At 36.9% G+C, this 22480-nt stretch carries 23 protein-coding genes; 10 read left to right on the top strand and 13 right to left on the bottom strand.

From position 1 onward, the window contains the following. Positions 1-2: 2 nt before the first annotated feature. The 4 genes from Q0252_RS03280 to rsfS all read right to left on the bottom strand — a co-directional run bounded on the left by Q0252_RS03280 (position 3) and on the right by rsfS (position 3975). Positions 3-872, bottom strand: a complete 870-nt coding sequence (locus Q0252_RS03280) for a phosphatidate cytidylyltransferase (protein WP_297983790.1) — start codon at positions 870-872, stop codon at positions 3-5. A gap of 37 nt (positions 873-909) precedes the next feature. Next, positions 910-1491, bottom strand: a complete 582-nt coding sequence (locus Q0252_RS03275) for an LUD domain-containing protein (protein ID WP_297983787.1) — start codon at positions 1489-1491, stop codon at positions 910-912. Positions 1492-1609: 118 nt separating this feature from the next. Beyond that, positions 1610-3595 (bottom strand): ATP-dependent zinc metalloprotease FtsH, encoded by a 1986-nt coding sequence (ftsH, locus tag Q0252_RS03270; protein WP_297983785.1) that lies wholly within the window; start codon positions 3593-3595, stop codon positions 1610-1612. A gap of 17 nt (positions 3596-3612) precedes the next feature. Continuing rightward, positions 3613-3975, bottom strand: coding sequence for a ribosome silencing factor (rsfS, locus tag Q0252_RS03265; RefSeq protein ID WP_297983783.1), 363 nt, complete (start codon positions 3973-3975; stop codon positions 3613-3615). An 87-nt stretch (positions 3976-4062) separates the two neighbouring features. Between rsfS and Q0252_RS03260 the strand changes: the two genes are divergently transcribed. Next, on the top strand, positions 4063-4776 hold the full coding sequence (locus tag Q0252_RS03260; protein WP_297983780.1) for a biotin--[acetyl-CoA-carboxylase] ligase: 714 nt from the start codon (positions 4063-4065) through the stop codon (positions 4774-4776). On the opposite strand, the gene Q0252_RS03255 is transcribed toward Q0252_RS03260, so the two are convergent. Next, the gene (locus Q0252_RS03255) at positions 4770-5864 is read right to left on the bottom strand and encodes an LptF/LptG family permease (protein ID WP_297983777.1); all 1095 of its coding nucleotides are present in this window, start codon (positions 5862-5864) and stop codon (positions 4770-4772) included. The genes Q0252_RS03260 and Q0252_RS03255 overlap by 7 nt on opposite strands. Before the next feature lie 176 nt (positions 5865-6040). On the opposite strand from Q0252_RS03255, the gene Q0252_RS03250 reads away from it, so the two are divergent. After that, complete coding sequence (locus tag Q0252_RS03250; RefSeq protein ID WP_297983774.1) at positions 6041-6238, top strand: hypothetical protein; 198 nt, start codon at positions 6041-6043, stop codon at positions 6236-6238. Between the two features lie 50 nt (positions 6239-6288). Here Q0252_RS03250 and tgt read toward each other — a convergent pair whose 3' ends face one another. The 3 genes from tgt to Q0252_RS03235 are packed head-to-tail and all read right to left on the bottom strand — an operon-like array spanning position 6289 to position 8514. Continuing rightward, entirely contained in the window at positions 6289-7425 is a 1137-nt protein-coding gene (gene tgt, locus Q0252_RS03245) for a tRNA guanosine(34) transglycosylase Tgt (RefSeq protein ID WP_297983771.1), read from the bottom strand. 1 nt (position 7426) lies between these two features. Next, positions 7427-7801: a DUF4296 domain-containing protein gene (locus Q0252_RS03240; protein WP_297983768.1), complete on the bottom strand. Its 375-nt coding sequence runs from the start codon at positions 7799-7801 to the stop codon at positions 7427-7429. Then, entirely contained in the window at positions 7798-8514 is a 717-nt protein-coding gene (locus Q0252_RS03235) for a polyprenol monophosphomannose synthase (protein WP_297983766.1), read from the bottom strand. Before Q0252_RS03235 ends, Q0252_RS03240 begins: the two co-directional genes overlap by 4 nt. Positions 8515-8596: 82 nt before the next feature. Here Q0252_RS03235 and Q0252_RS03230 point away from each other — a divergent pair, with 82 nt between their 5' ends. From Q0252_RS03230 to Q0252_RS03195, 8 genes are all read left to right on the top strand, one after another. Continuing rightward, positions 8597-9238 carry a DUF4271 domain-containing protein gene (locus tag Q0252_RS03230; protein ID WP_297983763.1) on the top strand — a complete coding sequence of 214 codons (642 nt, stop codon included), beginning with the start codon at positions 8597-8599 and terminating at the stop codon, positions 9236-9238. A 24-nt stretch (positions 9239-9262) separates the two neighbouring features. Next, on the top strand, positions 9263-10000 hold the full coding sequence (locus Q0252_RS03225) for a uroporphyrinogen-III synthase (protein ID WP_297984045.1): 738 nt from the start codon (positions 9263-9265) through the stop codon (positions 9998-10000). An 84-nt stretch (positions 10001-10084) separates the two neighbouring features. Then, positions 10085-12136, top strand: a complete 2052-nt coding sequence (locus Q0252_RS03220) for a S9 family peptidase (RefSeq protein WP_297983761.1) — start codon at positions 10085-10087, stop codon at positions 12134-12136. Continuing rightward, positions 12126-12494 carry a hypothetical protein gene (locus Q0252_RS03215; RefSeq protein WP_297983759.1) on the top strand — a complete coding sequence of 123 codons (369 nt, stop codon included), beginning with the start codon at positions 12126-12128 and terminating at the stop codon, positions 12492-12494. The genes Q0252_RS03220 and Q0252_RS03215 overlap by 11 nt, the downstream gene beginning before the upstream one ends. Before the next feature lie 112 nt (positions 12495-12606). After that, complete coding sequence (locus Q0252_RS03210; protein ID WP_297983755.1) at positions 12607-14160, top strand: HAMP domain-containing sensor histidine kinase; 1554 nt, start codon at positions 12607-12609, stop codon at positions 14158-14160. Between the two features lie 36 nt (positions 14161-14196). Beyond that, on the top strand, positions 14197-14559 hold the full coding sequence (locus Q0252_RS03205; protein ID WP_297983752.1) for a four helix bundle protein: 363 nt from the start codon (positions 14197-14199) through the stop codon (positions 14557-14559). 43 nt (positions 14560-14602) lie between these two features. Further along, positions 14603-15289, top strand: coding sequence for a response regulator transcription factor (locus tag Q0252_RS03200; protein WP_297983750.1), 687 nt, complete (start codon positions 14603-14605; stop codon positions 15287-15289). An 89-nt stretch (positions 15290-15378) separates the two neighbouring features. After that, the gene (locus tag Q0252_RS03195) at positions 15379-15897 is read left to right on the top strand and encodes a hypothetical protein (RefSeq protein ID WP_297983748.1); all 519 of its coding nucleotides are present in this window, start codon (positions 15379-15381) and stop codon (positions 15895-15897) included. Positions 15898-16045: 148 nt separating this feature from the next. Here the strand turns inward: Q0252_RS03195 and Q0252_RS03190 are convergent, their stop codons facing one another. The 5 genes from Q0252_RS03190 to mreC are packed head-to-tail and all read right to left on the bottom strand — an operon-like array spanning position 16046 to position 22456. After that, a complete protein-coding gene (locus Q0252_RS03190; protein ID WP_297983746.1) occupies positions 16046-17782 on the bottom strand; it encodes an APC family permease in 1737 nt (578 codons plus the stop codon). A gap of 55 nt (positions 17783-17837) precedes the next feature. Next, positions 17838-19067 carry a rod shape-determining protein RodA gene (gene rodA / locus Q0252_RS03185; protein ID WP_297983744.1) on the bottom strand — a complete coding sequence of 410 codons (1230 nt, stop codon included), beginning with the start codon at positions 19065-19067 and terminating at the stop codon, positions 17838-17840. Further along, positions 19064-21109: a penicillin-binding protein 2 gene (locus tag Q0252_RS03180; RefSeq protein ID WP_297983742.1), complete on the bottom strand. Its 2046-nt coding sequence runs from the start codon at positions 21107-21109 to the stop codon at positions 19064-19066. The genes rodA and Q0252_RS03180 overlap by 4 nt, the downstream gene beginning before the upstream one ends. Further along, the gene (locus tag Q0252_RS03175) at positions 21106-21612 is read right to left on the bottom strand and encodes a rod shape-determining protein MreD (protein ID WP_297983740.1); all 507 of its coding nucleotides are present in this window, start codon (positions 21610-21612) and stop codon (positions 21106-21108) included. The genes Q0252_RS03180 and Q0252_RS03175 overlap by 4 nt, the downstream gene beginning before the upstream one ends. After that, complete coding sequence (mreC, locus tag Q0252_RS03170) at positions 21605-22456, bottom strand: rod shape-determining protein MreC (protein ID WP_297983738.1); 852 nt, start codon at positions 22454-22456, stop codon at positions 21605-21607. Before mreC ends, Q0252_RS03175 begins: the two co-directional genes overlap by 8 nt. Positions 22457-22480 lie beyond the last annotated feature (24 nt).

The raw sequence follows: 22480 nt of genomic DNA, 5'->3' as shown, positions 1-22480 counted from the left end.
TTTTAAATAAATTTTTCCAGAATAAAGTACAAATATACAACCGGAGCAGCAATAATAAAACTGTCGAGCCTGTCTAAAATTCCGCCGTGTCCCGGAATTATGTTTCCGGAATCTTTCACCCCGAAATTTCTTTTGAGTTGACTTTCTACCAAATCTCCAAGCGGAGCAAAAACTGCCACTAAAAATCCTACAACCATCCAGTTTCCACGCAAATCGGTGTGATACTTTTCAATAAAATAGGAAAGGATTAAAGTTAGAATAACACCGCCTGCAAAACCCTCCCAAGTTTTTTTAGGTGAAATTTTCGGAGCCATTTTATGTTTTCCAAAAAGTCTTCCTGAGAAATATGCGAAAGAATCACTACTCCAAATCAAAACAAAAAGAAAGAAAACTTCTAAAGAAAAAGTATCATCAAAAGAAGTAAATCTAGGCAATCCTAACGCAAAGCTAAAAGGAAGCGCGACGTAAATGACGGAAAAAATCAGTTTTCCGCTGTCGTAATAAAGTTCTTCTTTAAATCTGAATAGCGTAATTACCGCAATTGCAATTAAAGATAAACCAAGAATTTCAGATAAATTAAAATCGAAAGAAAACCCGTGGTTAAAGTATCTTTTCGCGAAACGGTATAAAACAAGAAGCGCCAAAGGTAAAACCGCGTACATTTCCCAGCCACGACGAAATTTCATGATCTTGATGCATTCCCAAATTCCAATAAACAAAAAAAAAGAAATTAAACCAAAATAAAGCTGAGACTGTTTGATGTCCGGAAAAACTTTCCCAATCAATTGCGAACCTAAAGGTGTTGTACAAACTATGACAATCAGTCCGTATAAAAAACCTCCAATGAGGCGTTGTACTAGATTTCTATCCAAAATTTTCCGGTTTTAGTTATCATAAAAACTCAAAGAATTAATCCTCGAGCAAAAGTAAGAAAAGTTTGGTATTGTCTTTATTAGGGGTATCCAGCTTGGATTGGCTTCCACTGATCGAGGTAAGGTTTTTCAATGTGCCTCTTCTTTTTACCTTCATCATTGCATCGCCCAAATTGGTAACAATTTGTGAAACGTTTGCCATGATGATAATTTTTTCAGGAAGTCTGGAAGAATGATAATGTAGAATATTGTTATGTGAAAGCATGATTCTTCCATCGAAAGCAATAAGATATTCGCAAGTGATAAATGCGGCATCGTTGAAAAGCTCCAGTTCTTTGGTATAAGGAACTTTTACCACATCAAGAAAATTTTTCAAATCATTATCCCAACAGAAGACAGAGTTGATGCCTTCAATTTTGATGATTTGATTTAAAGTTTGTAACGCTTCTGCCTCATCCGAACAGTAATTGAAAAAACCACCGGAATGCGTAAAAAGCTGCGCAAACTTATAATCAAGATCGGCGTGTTTCAGCTGATCTCCCAGTTTGCTCAGGTCCTGATTTTCTTCATCTTCAGGCTGATTTAGAATGCGTCCTACAATTTTCTTAAATAAACTCAATTGTTGTGGTTTATACGATAAGTATTACAAAAATAGAAAATAATTATTAACAGGCTAAAAAATAAGAAAAAAATCCCAATACTTCTTATGAAAACCGAAATATTGGGATTAATTTTAATTAAATCTGAGTGTTAGATTCCGGAGCCAATACTGTTTCCGGCGATTCACTTTCTTTATTTTGATTGCTTGAAACAGGATGTTCCGTTAATTCCGGATCCCAAGCTCTTTTGCCGAAGATTTCTTCAAGGTCTTCTCGGAAAATCACTTCTTTTTCTAAAAGTTTTCCAGCCAAAGCATCTAGTTTATCCTTGTTTTCAGCCAAAATATGTAGCGCTCTTTGATACTGGGTTTCGATGATTGTAAAAATCTCGCCATCAATCATTTTTGCAGTTTCTTCAGAATATGGTTTTCCGAACGAATATTCAGACTGTCCTGAACTGTCGTAGTAAGAGATGTTACCTACTTTTTCATTTAAACCGTAGATCGTAACCATCGCTTGAGCTTGCTTCGTTACTCTTTCCAAATCCGAAAGTGCGCCCGTAGAAATGTTTCCAAAAATTACCTGTTCTGCAGCTCTGCCACCTAAAGTTGCGCAAAGTTCGTCGTTCATTTGTTCGGTTGTTGTCAACTGTCTTTCTTCCGGAAGATACCAAGCTGCACCCAACGAGCGTCCTCTTGGGACAATTGTAACTTTTAAAAGTGGAGCCGCGTGTTCCACCAACCAGGAAATTGTTGCGTGACCGGCTTCGTGATAGGCTACCCTTTTCTTTTCAGAAGGTTTAATAGCTTTATTTTTCTTTTCAAGACCACCAATAATTCTGTCCACAGCGTCAAGGAAATCCTGTTTTGTAACTGCTTCATGATTGTTACGCGCTGCAATTAAAGCTGCTTCGTTACAAACGTTTGCGATATCTGCACCACTAAATCCTGGAGTTTGTTTTGCCAAGAATTCTCTGTCAACAGTTGGATCTAATTTAATTTTAGCCAAATGAACATCGAAAATTTCTTTTCTTTCATGAAGTTCCGGCAAATCAACGTAAATAGAACGGTCGAAACGTCCTGCTCTTAATAAGGCTTTGTCCAAAATATCTGCACGGTTCGTTGCGGCCATTACGATAACGTTCGTATCGGTTCCGAAACCGTCCATTTCCGTTAATAATTGGTTCAAAGTGTTTTCACGTTCGTCGTTTCCTCCTGTGAAATTTTTCCCGCCTCTTGCTCTACCAATCGCATCAATCTCGTCAATGAAAATAATGGCCGGAGATTTTGCTTTCGCCTGTGCGAACAAATCACGCACTCTGGAAGCTCCAACACCAACAAACATTTCTACAAAATCTGAACCTGAAAGCGAGAAGAAAGGGACTTTCGCTTCACCTGCAACAGCTTTGGCCAATAAAGTTTTACCAGTTCCCGGAGGACCTACCAAAAGAACACCTTTCGGAATTTTTCCTCCTAGTTTTGTATACTTTTCGGAGTTTTTCAAGAAATCTACTACTTCCTGAACTTCCTCTTTTGCACCTTCCAAACCGGCAACATCTTTAAACGTTACCTGAATTTTATCTTTTTCGTCAAAAAGTTTTGCTCTGGATTTTCCGATGGAGAAAATTTGTCCACCAGGTCCACCAGAACCACCCATTCTTCTGAACAATACGAAATAGAATAATGCCATAATCGCAATCCAGAACAAAGCAGTGAAAAGCAATTCGGACATCGGATTTTTGCCAATTCCGTATTCTTTTTGCGTTGTAAGTTGAGGATTTTGCGCTTTTATGTCATCAAATTTTTTGAGAAAAAGCTGCAAGTCTCCATAATCTACCGTGTAATCTGCAGTTGCGCTTTGGTTAAACAAAACCGAAAGCGGGTTTTCCACCGTTTGGTCTTTTTTTACCGTTGCTGCTTGTGCTGCTTTTGTTAAAAAAACATCGATTTTCTCGGTGTCTTTGTAAATTTTAATGTCCTGAACTTTTCCCGCTTGAAATTCTTTAAAGAAATCGTCTTCTGACATCGTTTTTCCACTCGAATCTCCGAAGAATTGCGAGGCGAAAAACAGAAGTAAGGCAACGATAGCAATAGGAAAAAACCAGTTGAATCCTTTATTATTCATTTTTCTTTTTTAATTAATTAGCTTTCAACATTTGTGATTTTTGCATCACCCCAAAGTTCTTCAATATCATAATACTCACGGGTTTCTCTCTGGAAAACATGCACCACCACAGAAACGTAATCTACCAAAACCCACATTGCATTATCTGTTCCTTCAACATGCCATGGCCTTTCTTTAATTTCGTTTCTTACCTTTTTTTCGATATTTCCTGCGATGGCTGAAACCTGAGTGTTAGAATTTCCGCTGCAGATGATGAACGTTTCTGCCACGGAATTTTCGATATTGGAAAGGTCGAAAATTTTGATATCTTCCCCTTTCGTATCCTGTATAGCTTCTACTATTTTATCGATTAGTAGTTGTTTTTCTGTACTTTTACTCATTCAAAAATTGTATAATCTGCAAATTTATTGTTTTTTTATTGATTTTCATTGATTTTAAGGCGCTTCAACTCATAAAATTTTCTTAAAATGCTTCCTCTTTTTTACCTTGAAAACTGCGGCTCAACACAGGATGAAATTCTTCAGTTTTTAGAAATAAATCCTGATGGTGCATCTGTTTTCACTTTTAATCAAACGCAGGGAAGAGGACAGTATGGAAATTCATGGAAATCTCCGGAACATCTTAATCTTGCGTATAGCATCGCTATTAAAACCAGTGCTTTTTTACTTTCGGATATTTTATTCAATTTTCGTACCGCCGTTATTGTTCGGGATTTTCTTGCCAAATTGACCAATGTTGATGTTAAAATCAAATGGCCAAATGACATCATCATCGCTGGAAAAAAGGTTTCCGGAATGCTGATCGAAAAACGAAAATTCAACGGAGAAGACTATTTTATTGCCGGAATCGGGCTGAATATTCTTCAGGAAAATTTTGCTCATTTGCCAAAAGCGGGCTCTATTTTTACACAGACGAATGAAAGATACGATTTACTTCACTTTACTGAAAACTTTCATCAACATATTTGCTCTACTTTGCATAAATGGATTGAAAAAGAGTTGATTTTAAATGATTTAAACCAAAATCTTTTCAGGAAAAATGAAATCGCGGTTTTTGAAATTAAAGGGGTGCGACAAAATGGCATTATTCAAGAAGCCGATGAAGACGGTTTTCTCTGGATTGATTTAGAAAATGACGGTTTACAAAAGTTTTTCTTTAAAGAAATCGAAATGCTTTACTGATTCGCTCTTCTGAGATAAAGAATTAAAGCCAAAGGCCCGAAAATAAAATTCGGAAGCCACATCGCAACTAAAGGAGGCAATGTATTGTTTTCTGAAACTACCTTTAAGGCTTCAAAAGAAAATACAAAAACAAATGCGAGTGAAATACCGATGGCCAAATTAGCTCCAAGTCCACCTCTTCTTTTTTCCGAAGAAAGTGAAAGGGCTAAAACTGCCAAAATTATAATAGAAACAGGCATTGAAGTCCTTTGATAAAGCTCGTTGAGATAAAGGTTCAAGTTGGTATTTCCTTTCTGTTTTTCCTGTTCGATCAATCTTTTCAACTCAGGAGTTGTTTTGGTTTGTCCCAATAATTCATCCGGAAAAAGCTCTTCCGGAGTATGTCCGAAACTCATTGTTTTTTTCTCGCCATTGGAAAGAACTTCGGTATCGTTTACCGACGCTTTTCGCTCCATATAATTGGTAATGACAAAGTTTTTCCCCTTTTCGTCCCAATAAAATTCGTTTCCTGTAACTTGTTGAATGAGTTTTCGTTTCGCATCAAATTTTTGGTAAATAAAGCTTGATCCTCGCTTTTCTTTACGGTTGTAATTGTTGATGAAAATATATTCTGTTTTGGAAAGTGCCGTTGAAATTTCCGTATTTCCAATAACTTTCTGTTTATTAGTCTCGTTGTAGGTGTACGCTTCGAGTTTATTTTTCTGAATATTTGCCCAAGGCAAAAGGAAATGATTCGTCATCAAAGCAAAAGCGGCAATTAAAAGAGAAGCAATAAAATAAGGCCTCGCAAAACGGTGAAAACTTGCGCCACTACTGATGATGGCTACAATTTCGGTATTGTTCGCGATTCGTGATGTAAAATAGATGACAGAAATAAATACCAAAATCGACATGAACGTGATGATAAGGTAAATCATCCAAAACGGATAGTAATGCGTTAGGAAATAACTTACGGTAAATCCGTTTCCTTCAATCCTCGGAGATTTTGCCTGAACATCTATCACGATAACGATTACAGACAGCAAAAGAAGCATGAAACCCAGGGTTCCAAGATACTTTTTGATGATGTAAAGGTCTATAATCTTCATTCTGTTAACAATGAGCAAATATAAGTTTATTGTTTAAATTGTCTTTATATTATCTGAATTGATTGGGTGTTTATTGTTTAAATTAATATTTATTCGTAAGAAATTTTTTCTATATTAGCAATATCAAATCAAAAATATTTTATATGAAAACAAAAAACACTCTTAATTTACTATTATTGCTTATAGTTTTAATTGGATGTAAAAGCAGGGAAGAAGACTTTCTTGCTGTTGATCCTGTTGAAGTTGTACCGGATATTGTTTATAAAGCAGATAATTCTATCATGACTCCCGAAGAAAGACTTGAATTACAGGCGCAACTTAATAATGGAAATCCTATTCCTCCTGCAGGTGGAAGGATTCCGAACAATCCGTAGTGAAAAATTTTAATACAGAGGCTGATTCTAAAAAATCAGCCGCTTAAATTTTAAAGTCTTTGTTTTAAAACTGGAACGATTGAATCCTTCCACTGATAAAAATCTCCTGCTAAAATATGTTCTCTTGCCACTTTTACCAAATCTAAGTAAAATGCAAGATTATGAATCGACGCAATTTGCTTTGCCAAATATTCTTTAGAAACAAAAAGGTGTCTCACATACGCTTTCGAGTAATCGCTGTCCACGAAACTTGTCCCGAATTCGTCCAAAGGAGAAAAATCATTCTTCCATTTTTCGTTTTTCATATTCATAACGCCTTGCCAAGTGAAAAGCATGGCGTTTCGTGCATTTCTTGTCGGCATTACGCAATCCATCATATCAACACCTAAACCAATGGATTCCAAAATATTCCACGGCGTTCCAACTCCCATTAAATATCTTGGTTTTTCAACAGGAAGAACGTCTGTAACTTCGTTGGTGATTCTGTACATTTCTTCTTCAGGTTCGCCAACGGAAAGTCCGCCAATTGCGTTTCCTTCTGCGTTTTGTTCTGAAATAAATTCAGCGGAAGCTTTTCTTAAATCTGAATAAGTAGAACCCTGAACAATTGGGAAAAGTCTTTGTTGGTGTCCGTAGATTTCAGGATTTTCGTTACACCATTCGATACATCTTTTCAACCAACGATGCGTCATTTCCATGGAGTCTTTGGCTAAATTATAATCGCATGGATAAGGAGTACATTCGTCAAAAGCCATGAAGATATCTGCGCCAATTTGTCTTTGGATTTCCATGGATTTTTCCGGAGAAATAAAATGAAAACTTCCGTCGATATGCGATTTAAACTTCACGCCTTCCTCACTCATTTTTCTTGAAGCTGAAAGAGAAAAAACTTGATAACCACCGGAATCTGTAAGAATCGGCAAATCCCAGTTCATGAATTTATGCAAACCTCCGGCTTCCTGCATCACTTCCATTTTCGGACGAAGGTAGAGGTGATAAGTGTTACCTAAAATAATTTGGGCTTTAATGTCTTCTTTGAGCTCGCGCTGATGAACGGTTTTTACAGAGGCAACAGTTCCAACAGGCATAAAAATAGGGGTTTGGATTGTTCCGTGATCGGTATTAATAACACCGGCTCTGGCTTTGCTCTTCGTTGTTTTTTCTATTTCAAAAAATTTCTGCTTCATTTTATTTGTTTAGATATGGTGCGGAAGTTTTGTTCTGCTCCATTTTCTTATCAATGTATTTTTCTGCGTCCGGGTCTTTATTGATGATGATTTCCTGTGCATCATCATAAATTTTATCCAATGAACTTGGAGACGAAAGGTAATATTTATAACTCTCCGAAAACTGTTTCGCGGTTACATTATGTTTTTTCAGAATGTATCTTGTTTGGGTTTCAAGATTTCCGGTTTGGTTCAAGAAACTCATCTGATCTGCCATGGCAAAATCGGCCACCATTTCGCTCATTTTATCTTTCGGTATGAGGTTTTTGGGCTCGTCAATGGGTTTTGAACAACCAACAATCGCAAAAATGGTAAAGAGAAGAATTAAATTTTTCATAGCTTTCCGATTAATGCTTTCCATCTTAAATTCAAAACTCCAAAAATAGCTTCATGAATGATTCCGCCATTCATTTTACTTTCACCCAATATTCTGTTGGTGAAAATAATAGGAACTTCAACGATTTTTAAACCTTTCTTAAAAACGCGGTATTTCATTTCTACCTGAAATCCGTAGCCTTTCAGTTTTACATTATTCAAGCCAATCGCCTCTAAAGTTTCCCTTTTAAAACAAACAAAACCCGCAGTTGTATCATGAACCGGAATTCCCAAAACAAAACGAACATATCTTGACGCGAAATACGAAAGCAAAACCCTTCCCATTGGCCAATTCACAACGTTTACCCCTTGAGAATAGCGCGAGCCAACGGACATATCTGCATTTTTACAGGCTTCAAAAAGTTTAGGCAAATCGTTCGGATTATGCGAAAAATCCGCATCCATCTCGAAAATGTAATCATAATGATTATCGATAGCCCACTGAAAACCATGAAGGTAAGCTTTTCCTAAACCGTCTTTTACTTTTCTGGTCGTGAGATGAAGATGGTGTGGATAATGTTGCTGAAAGCGTTTTACGATATCAGCAGTTCCATCGGGTGAAGAATCGTCAACAACAAGAACATGGAAATCCTGTTCCAAAGAAAAAACCGCCGAAAGGATCGCTTCAATGTTTTCTTTTTCGTTGTAAGTGGGTATAATGACGAGTTTCTTCATTTCAATGCGCAAAGATAAGGTATTTCGGGAATTGAGTTTTATTGCTTTAAAATATTATGATACTTTTGCAAAAAATATTCCCTTGATAAGACTTGCAGAAAATAATGATTGGGTTGTATTGATACTTTTGGGCTCTGTATTGGCTTATGTTCTGATGCTCATGTACTTACACCGTGAAGCAACTTTGAAGGAATTTCTGAGCCAGCAAATTTCAGATACAGGAAATGTTTTGCCAACCTGGCTTATTGTTTCTGTTATCAACTGTGTTCTTTTAGCAGCGCTGATTTCGCAGTACATTCCTATAGTTCCAAGATTGGTTAACAATGTTAGTATTTTGGGTTATTCATTAAATAAGTTTGGTTTTACTTTAATTGTTTTGTCGATTTTCTATTTTGTAAAAATTGTTTTTACGTTTCTTTTTTATTCTTCGATAGGGCAGGATAAAAAGTGGAAAGCAGTAAATTTTGTCGCCTCGCGCTTCTATTTTGTGTTCTCCATTTTTCTAATGATTGCGGTTTTGGTTAATTATTATTTCCCTATCGATAAGCATAAAGCGTTGCAGATTTTTGTAGCATTTGTGCTGCTTGTTTTTATTTTCAAAAACATATTCTACTCTTTCAACAAAAACAGAATTTTACCTAATGAATGGTATTATAAAATTTTGTATATTTGCACGCTCCAAATAGCACCAATGTTAGCGCTATGGAGATTACTGTTTTTTTAAACAAAGCGTGTAAAAGAAATGATGATGAAAATAAAGTCTATTTTGGTTTCGCAACCGGCTCCAAGTGAATCTTCGCCTTATGTTGAAATTGCCAAGAAAGAAAAAATTAAGATTGATTTCCGCCCTTTTATTCATGTGGAAGGCGTTGATTCCAAGGAATTAAGAACACAGAAAATCGACCTTACGCAATACACCGGAATTATCTTCACTAGCAAAAATGCTGTAGATCATTACTTTAGATTAGCTGAAGAAATGCGTTTTTCGGTGCCGGATACGATGAGATACATTTGTCAGTCCGAAGCGATTGCAAATTATCTTCAGAAGCACATTGTGTATAGAAAAAGAAAAATCAGCTTTGGTGAGAAAACTTTTGCAGATTTACTTCCATTGTTCAAAAAATATCCGTCTGAAAAGTATCTTTTGCCATCATCTGATGTTTTGAACGACGATGTTCCAAAAACTTTGGAAAAAGCAGATGTTGCCTGGACAAGAGCAATTATGTACAGAACTGTTTGCTCCGACCTTTCTGACATCACCGTAAAAGATTATGATATGTTGGTGTTCTTCAGTCCCCAAGGAATTAAATCTTTACAGCAGAACTTCAAAGATTTCAAACAAAACGATACAAAGATTGCTGTTTTCGGAAACACTACACAACAGGCTGCAGAAGATGCGGGTTTGAAAATTGATGTAATGGCTCCAACCAAAGAATCTCCATCGATGACGATGGCTATTGAGAAATTTATCAGAGCAGAAAAATAGTTTCGCGCTCAGAAAAACCATACAAACCGTCTATTCCTTTGGATTAGATGGTTTTTTATTAAATTTACTTTTATATATATAATAATGCAGCCACCAAAAGCGAAAAAAATAGAGAAAGTTCTCGAAATCCACGGCGACAAAAGAATCGACAACTATTTTTGGTTGAATGAAAGAGAAAATCCTGAAGTCATCCAATACCTTGAAGAAGAAAACGCCTATTGCGATTTCGTGATGAAGGACACTGAAAATTTTCAGAATTTACTTTTCGAAGAAATGAAAGCCCGTTACAAAAAAGATGACGAGTCGCTGCCCTATTTTTTTAATGAATACTGGTATATCGTTCGTTTTGAAGAAGGAAAAGAATATCCCATTTTCACCAGAAAATTTCAAAGTTTAGACAGTGCTGAAGAAATTTTGCTTGACGTTAATATTCTAGCGCAAGGCGAAAAGTTTTTCGAAGTGGGAAGCGTTGCGGTAGCTCCGAATAATAAATTGATGAGTTTTTCTTCCGATAATTTGGGCAGAAGAATTTATACCATTGGTTTTAAAGATTTGGAAACCGGCGAATATTTGCAGGATCAAATTGCGAATAATACCGGAAAAGCAGTTTGGGCAAACGATAACCGACATGTTTTCTACATCAGAAAAGATAAAAACCTTAGAGCCTTTCAGGTTTTTATGCACGAACTGGGAACCGATTCTTCTCAGGATGTTCTTGTTTACCATGAAAAAGATGACACTTTTGATGTAAACGTTTTCAAAACAAAATCTTTGGAATATATTTTCATTGCGAGTTCTTCAACGATTTCGGATGAGCACCGTTTTATTCCTGCGGATGATGTTTTAGCGCAGTGGAAAGTGGTTCAGCCAAGAATGGATGATTTGGAATATTCCGTGGAACATTTCGAAAGCGACTTCTATATAATTACGAATGCAGATGAAGCTACAAACTTTAAAATCGTAAAAACACCCGTTGCAAATCCGGGAATGGAAAATTGGAAAGACGTTATTCCTCACCGAGAAAAGGTTTTGTTGGAAGGTTTCGAAATTTTCAGAAAATATTTTGTCATTGAAGAACGTGAAGAAGGTTTACTTCAGATTAAAATTATTGATAATCAAACTGGTAACTCACATTATCTTCCTTTTTCAGACCCAACTTACACGGCTTATATTGGTTTAAATTTGGAATTCGATACTGAAAAATTACGTTACGGATACACTTCTTTAACGCAGCCAAGTTCTACTTTCGAATACGATATGAATTTGAAAACCACCACTTTACTCAAGCAACAGGAAGTTTTGGGTGGAAATTTTTCAATCGATAATTATGTTTCGGAAAGAATTTGGGCTCGTGCAAGAGACGGAAAAAAAGTCCCTATTTCTTTAGTTTATCATAAAAATACACCGAAGAATGCTGAAACGCCATTGTTACTTTACGGTTACGGAAGTTATGGACATACGGTAGATGCAAGTTTTTCAAACGTAAGACTTTCCCTCTTGGAAAGAGGTTTTATCTATGCTATTGCACACATTCGAGGTGGTGAATATTTGGGACGAGAGTGGTATGAAGATGGTAAAATGCTTCAGAAAAAGAATACTTTTTTTGATTTTATTGATGCTGCAAAATATTTAGTATCAGAAGATTATACTTCACCTAAACATCTTTATGCTATGGGTGGAAGCGCAGGTGGGTTGTTAATGGGAGCAGTGATGAATTACGAACCCAAATTATTCAACGGAATTGTGTCGCAGGTTCCTTTTGTGGATGTGGTGACGACAATGTTGGACGAGGAAATTCCTTTAACAACGGGAGAATTTGATGAATGGGGAAATCCGAAAATCAAGAAATATTACGATTACATGAAATCGTATTCTCCTTACGATAATATTGAAGCAAAAAATTACCCAAATACGTTGATTACCACAGGTTTGCACGATTCTCAGGTTCAGTATTGGGAACCGGCAAAATGGACGGCCAAGCTTCGTGAGCTGAAAACGGATGACAATATTTTGGTATTCAAAACGGATATGAGTTCCGGTCACGGTGGAGCAAGCGGAAGATTTGAAAGCTTGAAAGAAGACGCTTTGGAATATGCATTCCTTTTAAAATTAGAGAATAAAATTGATGACAAATAAAACAGAAGCACAGCTTTGGACGGAAGTTGAGCAATTTTTTGTAAAAACTTTCGATACAGAAACACATCCGCAAATTGATACGATGCTTTTTCTTATCGGTGTTCAGGAATTGGGAAGCGGTTCGCAGGATTATACTAAAGATGATAAAGTAAACTTGCTGCACATTGCGGTTTGCAGATTATTGGAACCTTTTGGTTATTATAAATTTACGCATTATGATGACGACGGTTTTCCACATTTCGAAGAAACAGCACCTCTTCCCGAGTTAAAACCTAATGAACAGCAGATTTTAATGAAGAAAGCCATCATCCAATATTTTGTAGATGAAGAATTAATAAACGATGAAGAAAGTGAGTAATCGTAATAATTTGTTAAAAAATAAACTTTTAAGAAAAAAAACACAATAATTCTGTGTTTTTTTTGTTGTTATAATCTTAAAATCACTAATTTTAACATTCGAAAGGAAATAAATGAATAAACGTTTTATCCCAATTATATCCATTTTGATGTCTATTTCTGTAGTAATTTTCGTTACACTGCAGATTAAATGGCTGAAAGAATATTACGGCGCTTTGGACCAGGATTTCTCCAACAGGGTGAATCTTGCTTTGGAAGCATCCGCTAAAAAAGTGTCTGATATCGAGATTGATAAATACTTGAATGTAGAATACAAAAACTTCGGTAAAACTGTTGTTGATAATAAAGACCAACCTACTTTAAGTACCATTCAGCAAACCGAAGATTCGGGTTCGAAAAGGACAATTACCTATCAAAGAAGCATTATCGAGAAAAATAATGTGCCGATTTCCAATAAAGGCGACAGTTTGGAGCGCGTGAAAATGTACACCGACGAAGCTTTAATCAAACTGAAAAAAGACCCAAACACGCCGGAAGAATTAACGGCAGCTTTAAATTCCGACATTAATTCCGGAGAATACAATCTTCGTGAGTTTGCAAAGCTGAACGCGACTAATCTTCCGATTGAAAAAAGAGTCGATAAAAAAACTTTGGATTCTGTTCTATCTAAAGAATTGAAAGTCAACGGAGTATCTACGAGTTTCGGCTATGGGGTTTTCGATAAAGCAGGAAAACTGACGTCGATAATGAACGAAAATTACAAGGAGCAGAAAGACAATACCAATTACAGTTACCCGCTTTTTACCGACAGTAAAAAAGGAGATTCTGCTTTGTACACTCTTTCTTTGGTGTTTCCGCGCAAGAATTTTTCATTGGTGAAAAACAATCTCCCAATGCTTTTGGGAACATTTTTGTCTTTGCTTACCATTCTCGGGATTTACATTATTTCTATTAACTACATGATGAAGCAGAAGAAAATCGCCGATGTAAAGACGGATTTCATCAACAACATGTCGCACGAATTCAAAACACCTTTAGCGACAATTTCGGTGGCAACAGATTCATTGGCGAACGATAAAATTGCGATGAATCCGGAGAAAGTAAAATACTACTCACAGCTCATCAAACAGGAAAATCTGAGGATGAAAAAGCAGGTGGAAAATGTGCTCAACATGTCGAAGCTCGAAAGAAACGAAGTGAAATTATTCCTGAAGGAAACCAATGTCCGCGAACTCATTAAAGAAATTACGGAATCTTTCAGTTTGATTGTAGCACAACGAAACGGAACATTAACGCAGAATTTTACGGCGGATAAATTCATTTTTAAAATTGATGAATTCCATATATCGAATACTTTGGTGAATTTGCTCGACAATGCTAACAAATATTCTCCGGAAGCACCTGAAATTAATGTAAAGACAAGAAACGAAGGCAATTGGTACGTCATCGAAATTTCCGACAAAGGAATAGGAATGGAAACCGAAAACAACAACAAAATTTTCGAGAAATTCTTCCGCGAAGAAACGGGAAATGTTCATAACGTAAAAGGACAGGGGCTTGGGTTAACGTACGTGAAAAAAATTATAGAACTTCATAAAGGACAAATCATCGTGAACTCCCAAAAAGGAAAGGGAAGTACGTTTGTTATTAAACTTCCGATGAGCTAGTAAAAAAATTAATAATTAAGAAGGAATAATTAATAATTGGATAAGAAGGAAAACCCTATAAGAGTTAAATCTTTTGAATTTGCAGTTAGGATTGTTAATTTATATAAAATGCTAACTTCAGATAGGAAAGAGTATGTAATGTCGAAGCAATTATTGAGATCAGGAACATCAATTGCTGCAAATATTGAGGAGGCAGCGGCATCATTTAGTAAAAAAGAGTTTATTGTAAAAAATCAAATATCATATAAGGAATCGTTTGAAACAGCTTTTTGGTTAAAACTCCTTCACAAAACCGAATATATTAATGAAAAGGAATTCCAATCTATGTACGCTGATAATGAGGAAATTATTAAAATTCTAACCTCGATTTTAAAAACATCAAAACAAAACAATGAATAAAATTATTCATTATTAATTTTTTAATTATTAATTAAACAAAGATATGAGCAACAGAATCTTATTAGTAGAAGACGACCAAAGTTTTGGTGCGGTATTGAAAGATTACCTTACCATCAACAACTTTGAGGTTACCCTTGCAACAGACGGAGAACAGGGGTTGAAAGAATTTACAGAAAACGAATTCGACATCTGTATTTTCGATGTGATGATGCCGAAGAAAGACGGTTTTTCGTTGGCTGAAGATGTAAAAAAAATCGATAAAAACACACCGATTATTTTCCTTACTGCAAGGAATATGCGTGAAGATATTCTGAAGGGATATCAGATTGGCGCAGATGATTATATTACAAAACCTTTTGATACTGAGCTTTTGCTGTATAAAATCAAAGCGATTTTATCAAGAAGTGCATCTTTGGAAAACGAAGACCAGGAACAGTTCAAAATCAGCAATATTTTCTTTGATTCAATGTTGAGACAGCTTCGCGTTGGCGATAACGAATACAAGCTTTCTCCAAAAGAAAATGAACTGTTGAAGCTTCTTTGTCTTCACAGAAACGATTTTATGCCAAGAGACTTGGCGTTGAGAAAAATCTGGAAAAAGGAAAACTATTTTACGGCAAGAAGTATGGACGTTTACATTGCTAAACTTCGTAAGCTCTTGAAAGATGATGAAGGTCTAGAAATCATCAATGTTCACGGTGAAGGTTTCAGACTTTTGGTGAAGAACTAAAACAGTTACTTTAAAATACAAACAGCGTCAAAAGGTGCTGTTTTTTTTATTTTGAATTTCAGATATTTGCATCAAATTAAATCAAATCAATGAGGAAAAAATTCTATGCTGTTTTAGCAGTTGGGTTAATTGCTGTTTCATGCAAGAAAAATGAAAAAGCAGATGTCTATATCGACCAGTCTGCGATGAAAGAAACTACACAAGCTGAAGTTTCAAACTCAGGTGGAGTAGCACAAAATATACAAAAAGTTCCAACAACACTTGGTGCAAATGGTGTTGTTTCACCTGCTCCTACAAATCCTGCACAGCAACAGGTTATACCTGTCCAAAATTCTGCACCGGCAAAAACCGCACCGGGAATGAATCCTCCTCATGGACAACCGGGACATCGTTGTGATATCGCAGTTGGAGCTCCATTGACCAGCACTCCTGCAAAAAGTTCAACAAATTCTGCTCCGGTTCAAACGCAAACACTTCCTGCAACTGTTGCAGCTCCTCAAAATTCTGAAAATCAAGCTTTGGCTTCCGGTGCAAAACCGGCAACCAATCCGGAACACGGGCAACCACATCACCGATGTGATTTGGCAGTTGGTGCAGCTTTACCATAAAAAAATCCTGAGTGAAAGCTCAGGATTTTTTGTTTATTCGAATTGTCATTCTGAGTGCCGAACGAACTGGAGCAATCGAAGAATCTATTTTTAAAAAGATTCTTCACTTCAATGTTTCGTTCAAAATGAAAAAAAGGGAAATAATCAATTACAAAATCAATCTTACACCGCCCAAATCTTCAACTCTGTGACTGAATCTTTCACCAGGAGAAGAAATAAACATAAAGTTTTTCGGGATGTTCCAGCGTTTGCTGAGTTCATCTACTTTTTCCGGAGTAAAACTTCCTTCTTCAATCACATATTCCATATCGATGTCGGGATAAGCGCGGTCTAAAGTTTCAAAATCTTCTAAAAATTTCGGGTCGGGATGTTGGTATTCTTGCAGAACAGAAACAATTTTAATCTTGTTGGTTACTTCATTTTCAGTAAGATACATCATCACTTTATTCAAAGTCGCAATATCATCACCTTTGGAGAAGAACACGAATTCCTGTTTAAGGAATTTTTTGATGGAGTTGTACAAAGAACGCTCACTTTTCACGGTTGCTTTTCGGTATTTTCCCTGAACAGATTTCAGCATTTTTGCGACGAAAATCATAATGTCTTTTCTTGCAAGCATCGCTGTTACTGCCAAAAAGGAAGGCACAAAATAAGTAAGGAAAGTCAATAGATATTCTGGATTAGCTTTGATGGTTCCATAAAGCGCAATAATTACTGCAATTAAAGCCACTAAAACTGAAATCGGCGTTGCATATTCCGGTCGTGGAAGTTTGGTGCGGCGGATTTTCAGCATAATATTTCCAATGGCGAAAAAAGCCATTACGGTAAGGAAAGAAATCGCATAAACTCCTGCTAAAGGTCCAATTTGTCCTTTCGTTACGAAAAGTACCGAAATGCAAAGCAGGAAGAACAAGATAAGGATTCTGTACGTACTTCCCCGTTTATTTTCTTTTAGGAAATAATTCGGTAAAATTCTGTCGAGCGTCATTCTTTTAATTAAACCATTTACCCCAACAAAAGAAGTAAGAACAGCTCCGGAAAGTACCGTAACAGCGTTAATAGAAATGATGGTTGCTAAAGTTTTTCCACCTGTTAATTCCGCCATGTGAGAAAGAAAGGAGTTTTGGTATTCTCCAACTTCTCCAAGAGGCATAATACAGATGGCTAAAATCGCCATCAAAGGATTCAGGATGGAAACAGCAACCCACATATTTCTTAAAGTTTTTGGGAAAACGCCCCGTTCCTGTTCTTCAACAAAGTTGGCGGAACTTTCAAAACCGGAAATTCCGAGCATGGCAGCACTGAAACCTAAAAAGAGAGCTTTAAAAATTCCTCCCGACTTCAAAGGCATGTTCCAGTTTTGGTTGAAAATGTCAAAACCGTTATTGAAGATGAAAATTCCACAGAAAATAATTAGCACCAACATCGAAATCATGTGGAAAATAAAGATAAGGAGTGCAACAATCGCACTTTCTGAAATTCCTAAAATCGTTAATCCCAGAAACAGCAACAGTAGCCCAAAAGTTGCCCAAATAACATCAAAATGCGGAAAAACGTGGTGCAGATAATGCATTCCTTCACTCGCAGAAATTACGGCAGTTGCCATGTATGAAAGAATTGTTAAAGTTGCCGCCAATGCGGCGTTCCCTTTAGTTGTTGAATTAAGAAGTACATTGTAGGCTCCACCATTTAAAGGAAGTGCTCCTACCACTTCACCATAAATTTTTCTGAAAAGAAAAAGTGTTCCGGCAACCATTAAAAGTGCAATCCAGCCGTATTGTCCGGCAACGCCAATCGTAAGTGCAGAAACATAAAGAACGGAAGAAGTAATATCGTTCCCGCAAATTGCAGTAGCATACCATTCTCCCAATTTTTTGTGTGACATTCTAGTTTATTTTTAGAATGTAAATGTAAAAAATTAGATGGAAACTTGAATTTTTTTAGACCAAACTGTTCTTGTCGGCGTAGTTCAGCTTAAAGAAAATAGCAGTCATAATAGAGAAAGCAAGAAAAGAACTCCCTCCATAACTAAAGTAAGGCAACGGAATCCCAACGGTTGGGAACAATCCCATCACCATTCCGAGATTGATGGCGAAGTGAATTAAAAGAATCGACGCAAAACAATAACCGAAAACACGGTTGAAAACGGATTTCATGTTTTCCGACAGGTAGTAAATTCTACCGATATACAAAGCATAACCAAGAACTAATATCAAACTTCCTAAAAAGCCCCATTCTTCTCCAACGGTGCAGAATATATAATCGGTTTCCTGCTCCGGAACAAATTTTCCTTGCGTAACAGAACCTTCTTTATATCCTTTTCCGAAAAAACCACCGGAACCAATTGCAGTCTTAGAATACAGCAAGTTATAACCGGAAGTATCACGAAAAGCCTTTTCACCTTTGTAGAGAACCTCAATTCTTTCGCGCTGGTGTTTTGGCATTTTTTCTAAAATTTTGGGAGATCCCATTGCCAAACCGGAAAGAACTGCCACTATTCCCATGATAGATGCGATGGAAAAAATATTCCAGCTCATTCGGTAATAATTCATAAAAATGAAAATTCCGACAATGGCCAAAATTCCAATCACTACGTAGATAGGATTTACAGCTAATGAAATCAAAAATACTGTTGCTAAAATTCCAATCGCTCCAAAGAACCAACCGTTCAAACCTTCACGGTAAAGCGCCATCATAAAGGCCATAAAAACGAGCAGTGAACCAACGTCCGGAATTGCCAAAACAACTACTGCCGGAATTCCAATGATCGCAAGAGAAGTAAATAAGGATTTTCTGTACTTTAAATTGAAATCCGGTCCAGAAACATAATTTGCCAACATTAAAGCTGTTCCCAACTTTGCAAATTCAACAGGCTGCATGGTAAATCCTCCGAATTTATACCAGTTTCGCTGTCCTAAAATTTCAGTTCCGAAAGGGAAAAGTCCAACTAATAAAAGAACACCACCAATATAAAAAATACCGGCAAAATTTTCGAAAACTTTGGTTCTCATCACAAAAATGATGAAGCCAATAACAATCGAAAGACAGAAAAAAAAGAACTGTTTTTTACCCAAACCTTCATCAACACTGTAAATATTCGCCACCGCGAAAAGCGAAATCGCGATGTAAAGAAAAATTCCCAGTTTATCTATTCCTTCTGCCCACTTCATTTCTTCTTTGTTTTGGAATTTGTTTTGGTTGAGTCTTTCTTTACATTTTCTTTTTTCAGTGCGTCGGCTTTCAGTTTTTTCGCAGCAACGAGTTTCAAACTGTCCTGAATTTTTTTCAGTTGGATAGAATCCGGTTTTGGTTCTTTGTACCAACCTTTACGCTTCATTTCCGCTACGTACTGACGTTTATATTCCGGCATAAAGCTGGAGCTCGTCATTTTTTTATAAAGATTTTCGCGTTTCAGTGTTCCTGTTAAATATTTTTCAGCAATCACGGTACTTGCGGGACCTGCCCAAGTTGCACCAAATCCGGCATGTTCCATTACGGCAGCGACTACAATTTTCGGCTTGTCAGCTGGAGCAATCAGTACAAAAATTGAGTTGTCTTTGCCTTGTGGAACCTGTGCTGTTCCGGTTTTTGCTAATTGAGTAAAATCATTAGATTTTAATCCTCTTGCGGTTCCGGCCAAAACAACCTGCTCCATTCCTTTTAATACAGGATCAAAATATTTTGGATCTACTAAAGTTTTATGTTTAACTTTAAATCTTGGATCTGGATTAGGTTTTCCGTCGATGGCTTTTACAACGTGAGGTGTGTAATACCAACCTTTATTGGCAATTGCAGCTACAAAATTTGCCATTTGAATTGGGGTTAACAAAACATCACCCTGTCCCATTCCGTTAAACACAGCTCCAGTCGCTAAAGGATCCCAGTTTTTAGGATTCCCTTTGTTGCCACTTGCTTTGTAAATACTAGCCATTCTTTTTTCGTAGAATTCGCCGCTTGGAATTCTCCCTTTCGAACCTGTTGCCAAGTCATTATTTAAGAAGTCTCCAACTCCGAAACTGTTCATGATTTTTTTCCACTCATCAACACCTTTGGAAGGATTTCCGGGATATTTCCCGATAATCGCCAAATATGCATAAGAAAAATAACAGTTACTGGAAACTTGTATCGCAGGAATCAATGGATCAGCTCCACCGTGACCTTTAATGCTCAAACCTTTGTAGTAAAATCCTCTTCCACAAGGGAAAACAGTTTTATCGTTCATCACGCCCATTTGCATTCCTGCAAGCGCTGTCAACAGTTTAAATGTAGAACCTGGAGGATAAGCTGCCTGAATTGAACGGTCGAAAGTTGGCTTGTTTTCATAAATGGTGTCGTTCGCAAGCGCGTATAAATTTTTGGATTTGTTAGGTCCGGTGTACAAATTGGGGTCGATGTCCGGACCGGTTGCCATCACCAAAATTTCGCCATTGTTTGGGTCAATAGCAACGATGGCGCCATGTTTGTCCACCAACATTTCTTCGGCCATTCTTTGGAGGTCGTAATCAATGGTCAATGTAATGTCCTGTCCTGTCACAACATCTTTGTCAAGCGTTCCATTTTTGTATGGACCAACGTTTCGAAGTTTGATGTCTTTCTGAATATATTTTACGCCTTTAATTCCCCGGAGTGTATTTTCGTACGCCTTTTCAATACCCGATTTTCCAATGTTATCTCCCGGTAAATAATAAATGGAGTCTTTTTTCAAATCGCGGTCATTTACTTCAGATGTGTATCCCAAAAGATTTCCGGAAGTGGAAACTTCGTACTGTCTTTGTGGACGTGTAACAATACTGAAAGCCGGATATTTAAAGATAATTTCCTGGATTCTGGCAATTTCCTCCCGACTTAAATTTTTCATGAAAGTCATCGGAGTCAGCTTCGAATAGTATTTTTCTTTCTTTAAATCCTGAACCCTTTTGATGAACTCCGGTTTTGAAATTCTTAATAAATTACAAAAACCTACTGTATCGAAATCAGGTTTTAATAAAGCCTGAGTAAAAGAAATTTCATAAGATGGCTGGTTTCCTACCAAAATCTTTCCATTTCTGTCAAAGATTACGCCACGCTGTGGAATGACGTATTCAGTTTTGATGGAAGTATTCGCGGCATTCAGCGCATAACGGTCTGTAACGAGCTGCAAATAAGCAAGTCTCGCCACGAAAATCGCAGCGATAATAGAAAGGGCAAGGGTAATTTTAAAATACTGATTCACACTTTTTGTTTGATTTTAAATGCCATTGCATAAATCAAAATAAATACGAAGGAAATTAAACTTGTTACTAAGATATTTAAAAATACCTCAAAAAATTTACTGAATTTGAAAAACTCTACATATTGCACAATCAGCTGATGCATGAAAATGCTCGAAAGGATAAACAGTACAAACTGAGACCACTGTAAACTGTCAAACGAGAAAAAATCGGTTGAAGTATCCGTAGAAGTTCGAAAAATTACGGTTCGGAAATAAGCAACAATGGTTGTTGCTAAAGCATTAATTCCCCAAGTTCCGAGAAATGCATCAATTCCTAATCCTAATAGAAAGCTTAGGGCAAGAAAAACAAATCTGTTTCTAAAAAAAGGGTAGAACATGACGAAAACCGGGTACAAAACCGGAGTGTACTGCCCGAAAAGCGTAATTCTGTTCAGAACAAAGATTTGCAGTGCAATAAGCGCTACAATCTGCAAAAAATCTGTGAATAAACTTCTGCTAATCATCCTGCTCCATTGTTTTCGTTAACGTGTCCTGAATTTTCTGTACCGCAGCTTTTTTAAGGTTTTTCACCACATAAATTTTGCTAAGCTGTCCCATTTTTTCTGAAAGTTCCACAGAAATGTCCCAGAATCCGGTTTTACTGTCCACTTCGTAACCGGCAACTTTTCCTACCATAATTCCCTGTGGGAAGATGGCAGATTTACCGTCCGTAATAATGGTGTCACCAACTTTTAACGGTACATATTTCGGAACATCAGAAAGATGCATCAAACGGGAATTGTCTCCACGCCATGTTAAAGTTCCAAAATATCCTGAATTTTTCAGTGCGGCAGAAATTTTAATTTTATTCACACTCAAAACGGACTGAACCAAAGCGTAACTGTCGGTAGTATTCACCACAATTCCAGCAATTCCTTTAGGTGCAATAACGCCCATTTTTGCGGCAACACCGTCGCGTTTTCCTCGGTTAATGGTAAAATAATTGTCTTTTCTGTTGATACTGTTGAAAACGATGTCGCCATCAACAAAAGTATAAATTTGTCCGCCACCAATCGTATCATGAACTCTTCGGAAAGCGGGATTTTTAGCCTTTTCTTTTCCATAAAGTTCTTCCATGAGCTGCTTGTTTTGGGCAACAAGCTCTTCGTTTACCTGTTTTAGTTTCAGGTAAGAAGCACCCTCGTCAATGTATCCGGAAACCCACGAATTGAAAGCGGCAGTTTGAGCGGCAATCCACGACTGCTGCATGGAATTTCTGCTGAAAATAAGCGTCAATGCGACGATTTGCAGGAATATAAAGAAGACGAAAAGCCCGTTCTTCGAAAATAATCTCAGCAAAAATCCCATCAGTTAAGTGTCGTAAAAGTTTTT

It is taken from the genome of uncultured Chryseobacterium sp., assembly GCF_936933875.1.
Taxonomy (GTDB): domain Bacteria; phylum Bacteroidota; class Bacteroidia; order Flavobacteriales; family Weeksellaceae; genus CAKZIK01.
Note: the sequence above shows the minus strand (reverse complement) of the source record. Positions and strands in the feature narration are given on the sequence as shown.

Excerpts from the sequence above, each read along its gene's own strand:
- Q0252_RS03175 (WP_297983740.1), bottom strand. The coding sequence starts at position 21,612 with ATGATTAGCAGAAGTTTATTCACAGATTTTTTGCAGATTGTAGCGCTT.
- Q0252_RS03225 (WP_297984045.1), top strand. The coding sequence starts at position 9,263 with ATGAAAATAAAGTCTATTTTGGTTTCGCAACCGGCTCCAAGTGAATCT.
- Q0252_RS03195 (WP_297983748.1), top strand. The coding sequence starts at position 15,379 with ATGAGGAAAAAATTCTATGCTGTTTTAGCAGTTGGGTTAATTGCTGTT.
- Q0252_RS03240 (WP_297983768.1), bottom strand. The coding sequence starts at position 7,801 with ATGAAAAATTTAATTCTTCTCTTTACCATTTTTGCGATTGTTGGTTGT.
- Q0252_RS03220 (WP_297983761.1), top strand. The coding sequence starts at position 10,085 with ATGCAGCCACCAAAAGCGAAAAAAATAGAGAAAGTTCTCGAAATCCAC.
- ftsH (WP_297983785.1), bottom strand. The coding sequence starts at position 3,595 with ATGAATAATAAAGGATTCAACTGGTTTTTTCCTATTGCTATCGTTGCC.
- tgt (WP_297983771.1), bottom strand. The coding sequence starts at position 7,425 with ATGAAGCAGAAATTTTTTGAAATAGAAAAAACAACGAAGAGCAAAGCC.
- Q0252_RS03255 (WP_297983777.1), bottom strand. The coding sequence starts at position 5,864 with ATGAAGATTATAGACCTTTACATCATCAAAAAGTATCTTGGAACCCTG.
- rodA (WP_297983744.1), bottom strand. The coding sequence starts at position 19,067 with ATGAAGTGGGCAGAAGGAATAGATAAACTGGGAATTTTTCTTTACATC.
- Q0252_RS03190 (WP_297983746.1), bottom strand. The coding sequence starts at position 17,782 with ATGTCACACAAAAAATTGGGAGAATGGTATGCTACTGCAATTTGCGGG.
- Q0252_RS03215 (WP_297983759.1), top strand. The coding sequence starts at position 12,126 with ATGACAAATAAAACAGAAGCACAGCTTTGGACGGAAGTTGAGCAATTT.
- Q0252_RS03235 (WP_297983766.1), bottom strand. The coding sequence starts at position 8,514 with ATGAAGAAACTCGTCATTATACCCACTTACAACGAAAAAGAAAACATT.
- Q0252_RS03200 (WP_297983750.1), top strand. The coding sequence starts at position 14,603 with ATGAGCAACAGAATCTTATTAGTAGAAGACGACCAAAGTTTTGGTGCG.
- Q0252_RS03260 (WP_297983780.1), top strand. The coding sequence starts at position 4,063 with ATGCTTCCTCTTTTTTACCTTGAAAACTGCGGCTCAACACAGGATGAA.
- mreC (WP_297983738.1), bottom strand. The coding sequence starts at position 22,456 with ATGGGATTTTTGCTGAGATTATTTTCGAAGAACGGGCTTTTCGTCTTC.
- rsfS (WP_297983783.1), bottom strand. The coding sequence starts at position 3,975 with ATGAGTAAAAGTACAGAAAAACAACTACTAATCGATAAAATAGTAGAA.
- Q0252_RS03210 (WP_297983755.1), top strand. The coding sequence starts at position 12,607 with ATGAATAAACGTTTTATCCCAATTATATCCATTTTGATGTCTATTTCT.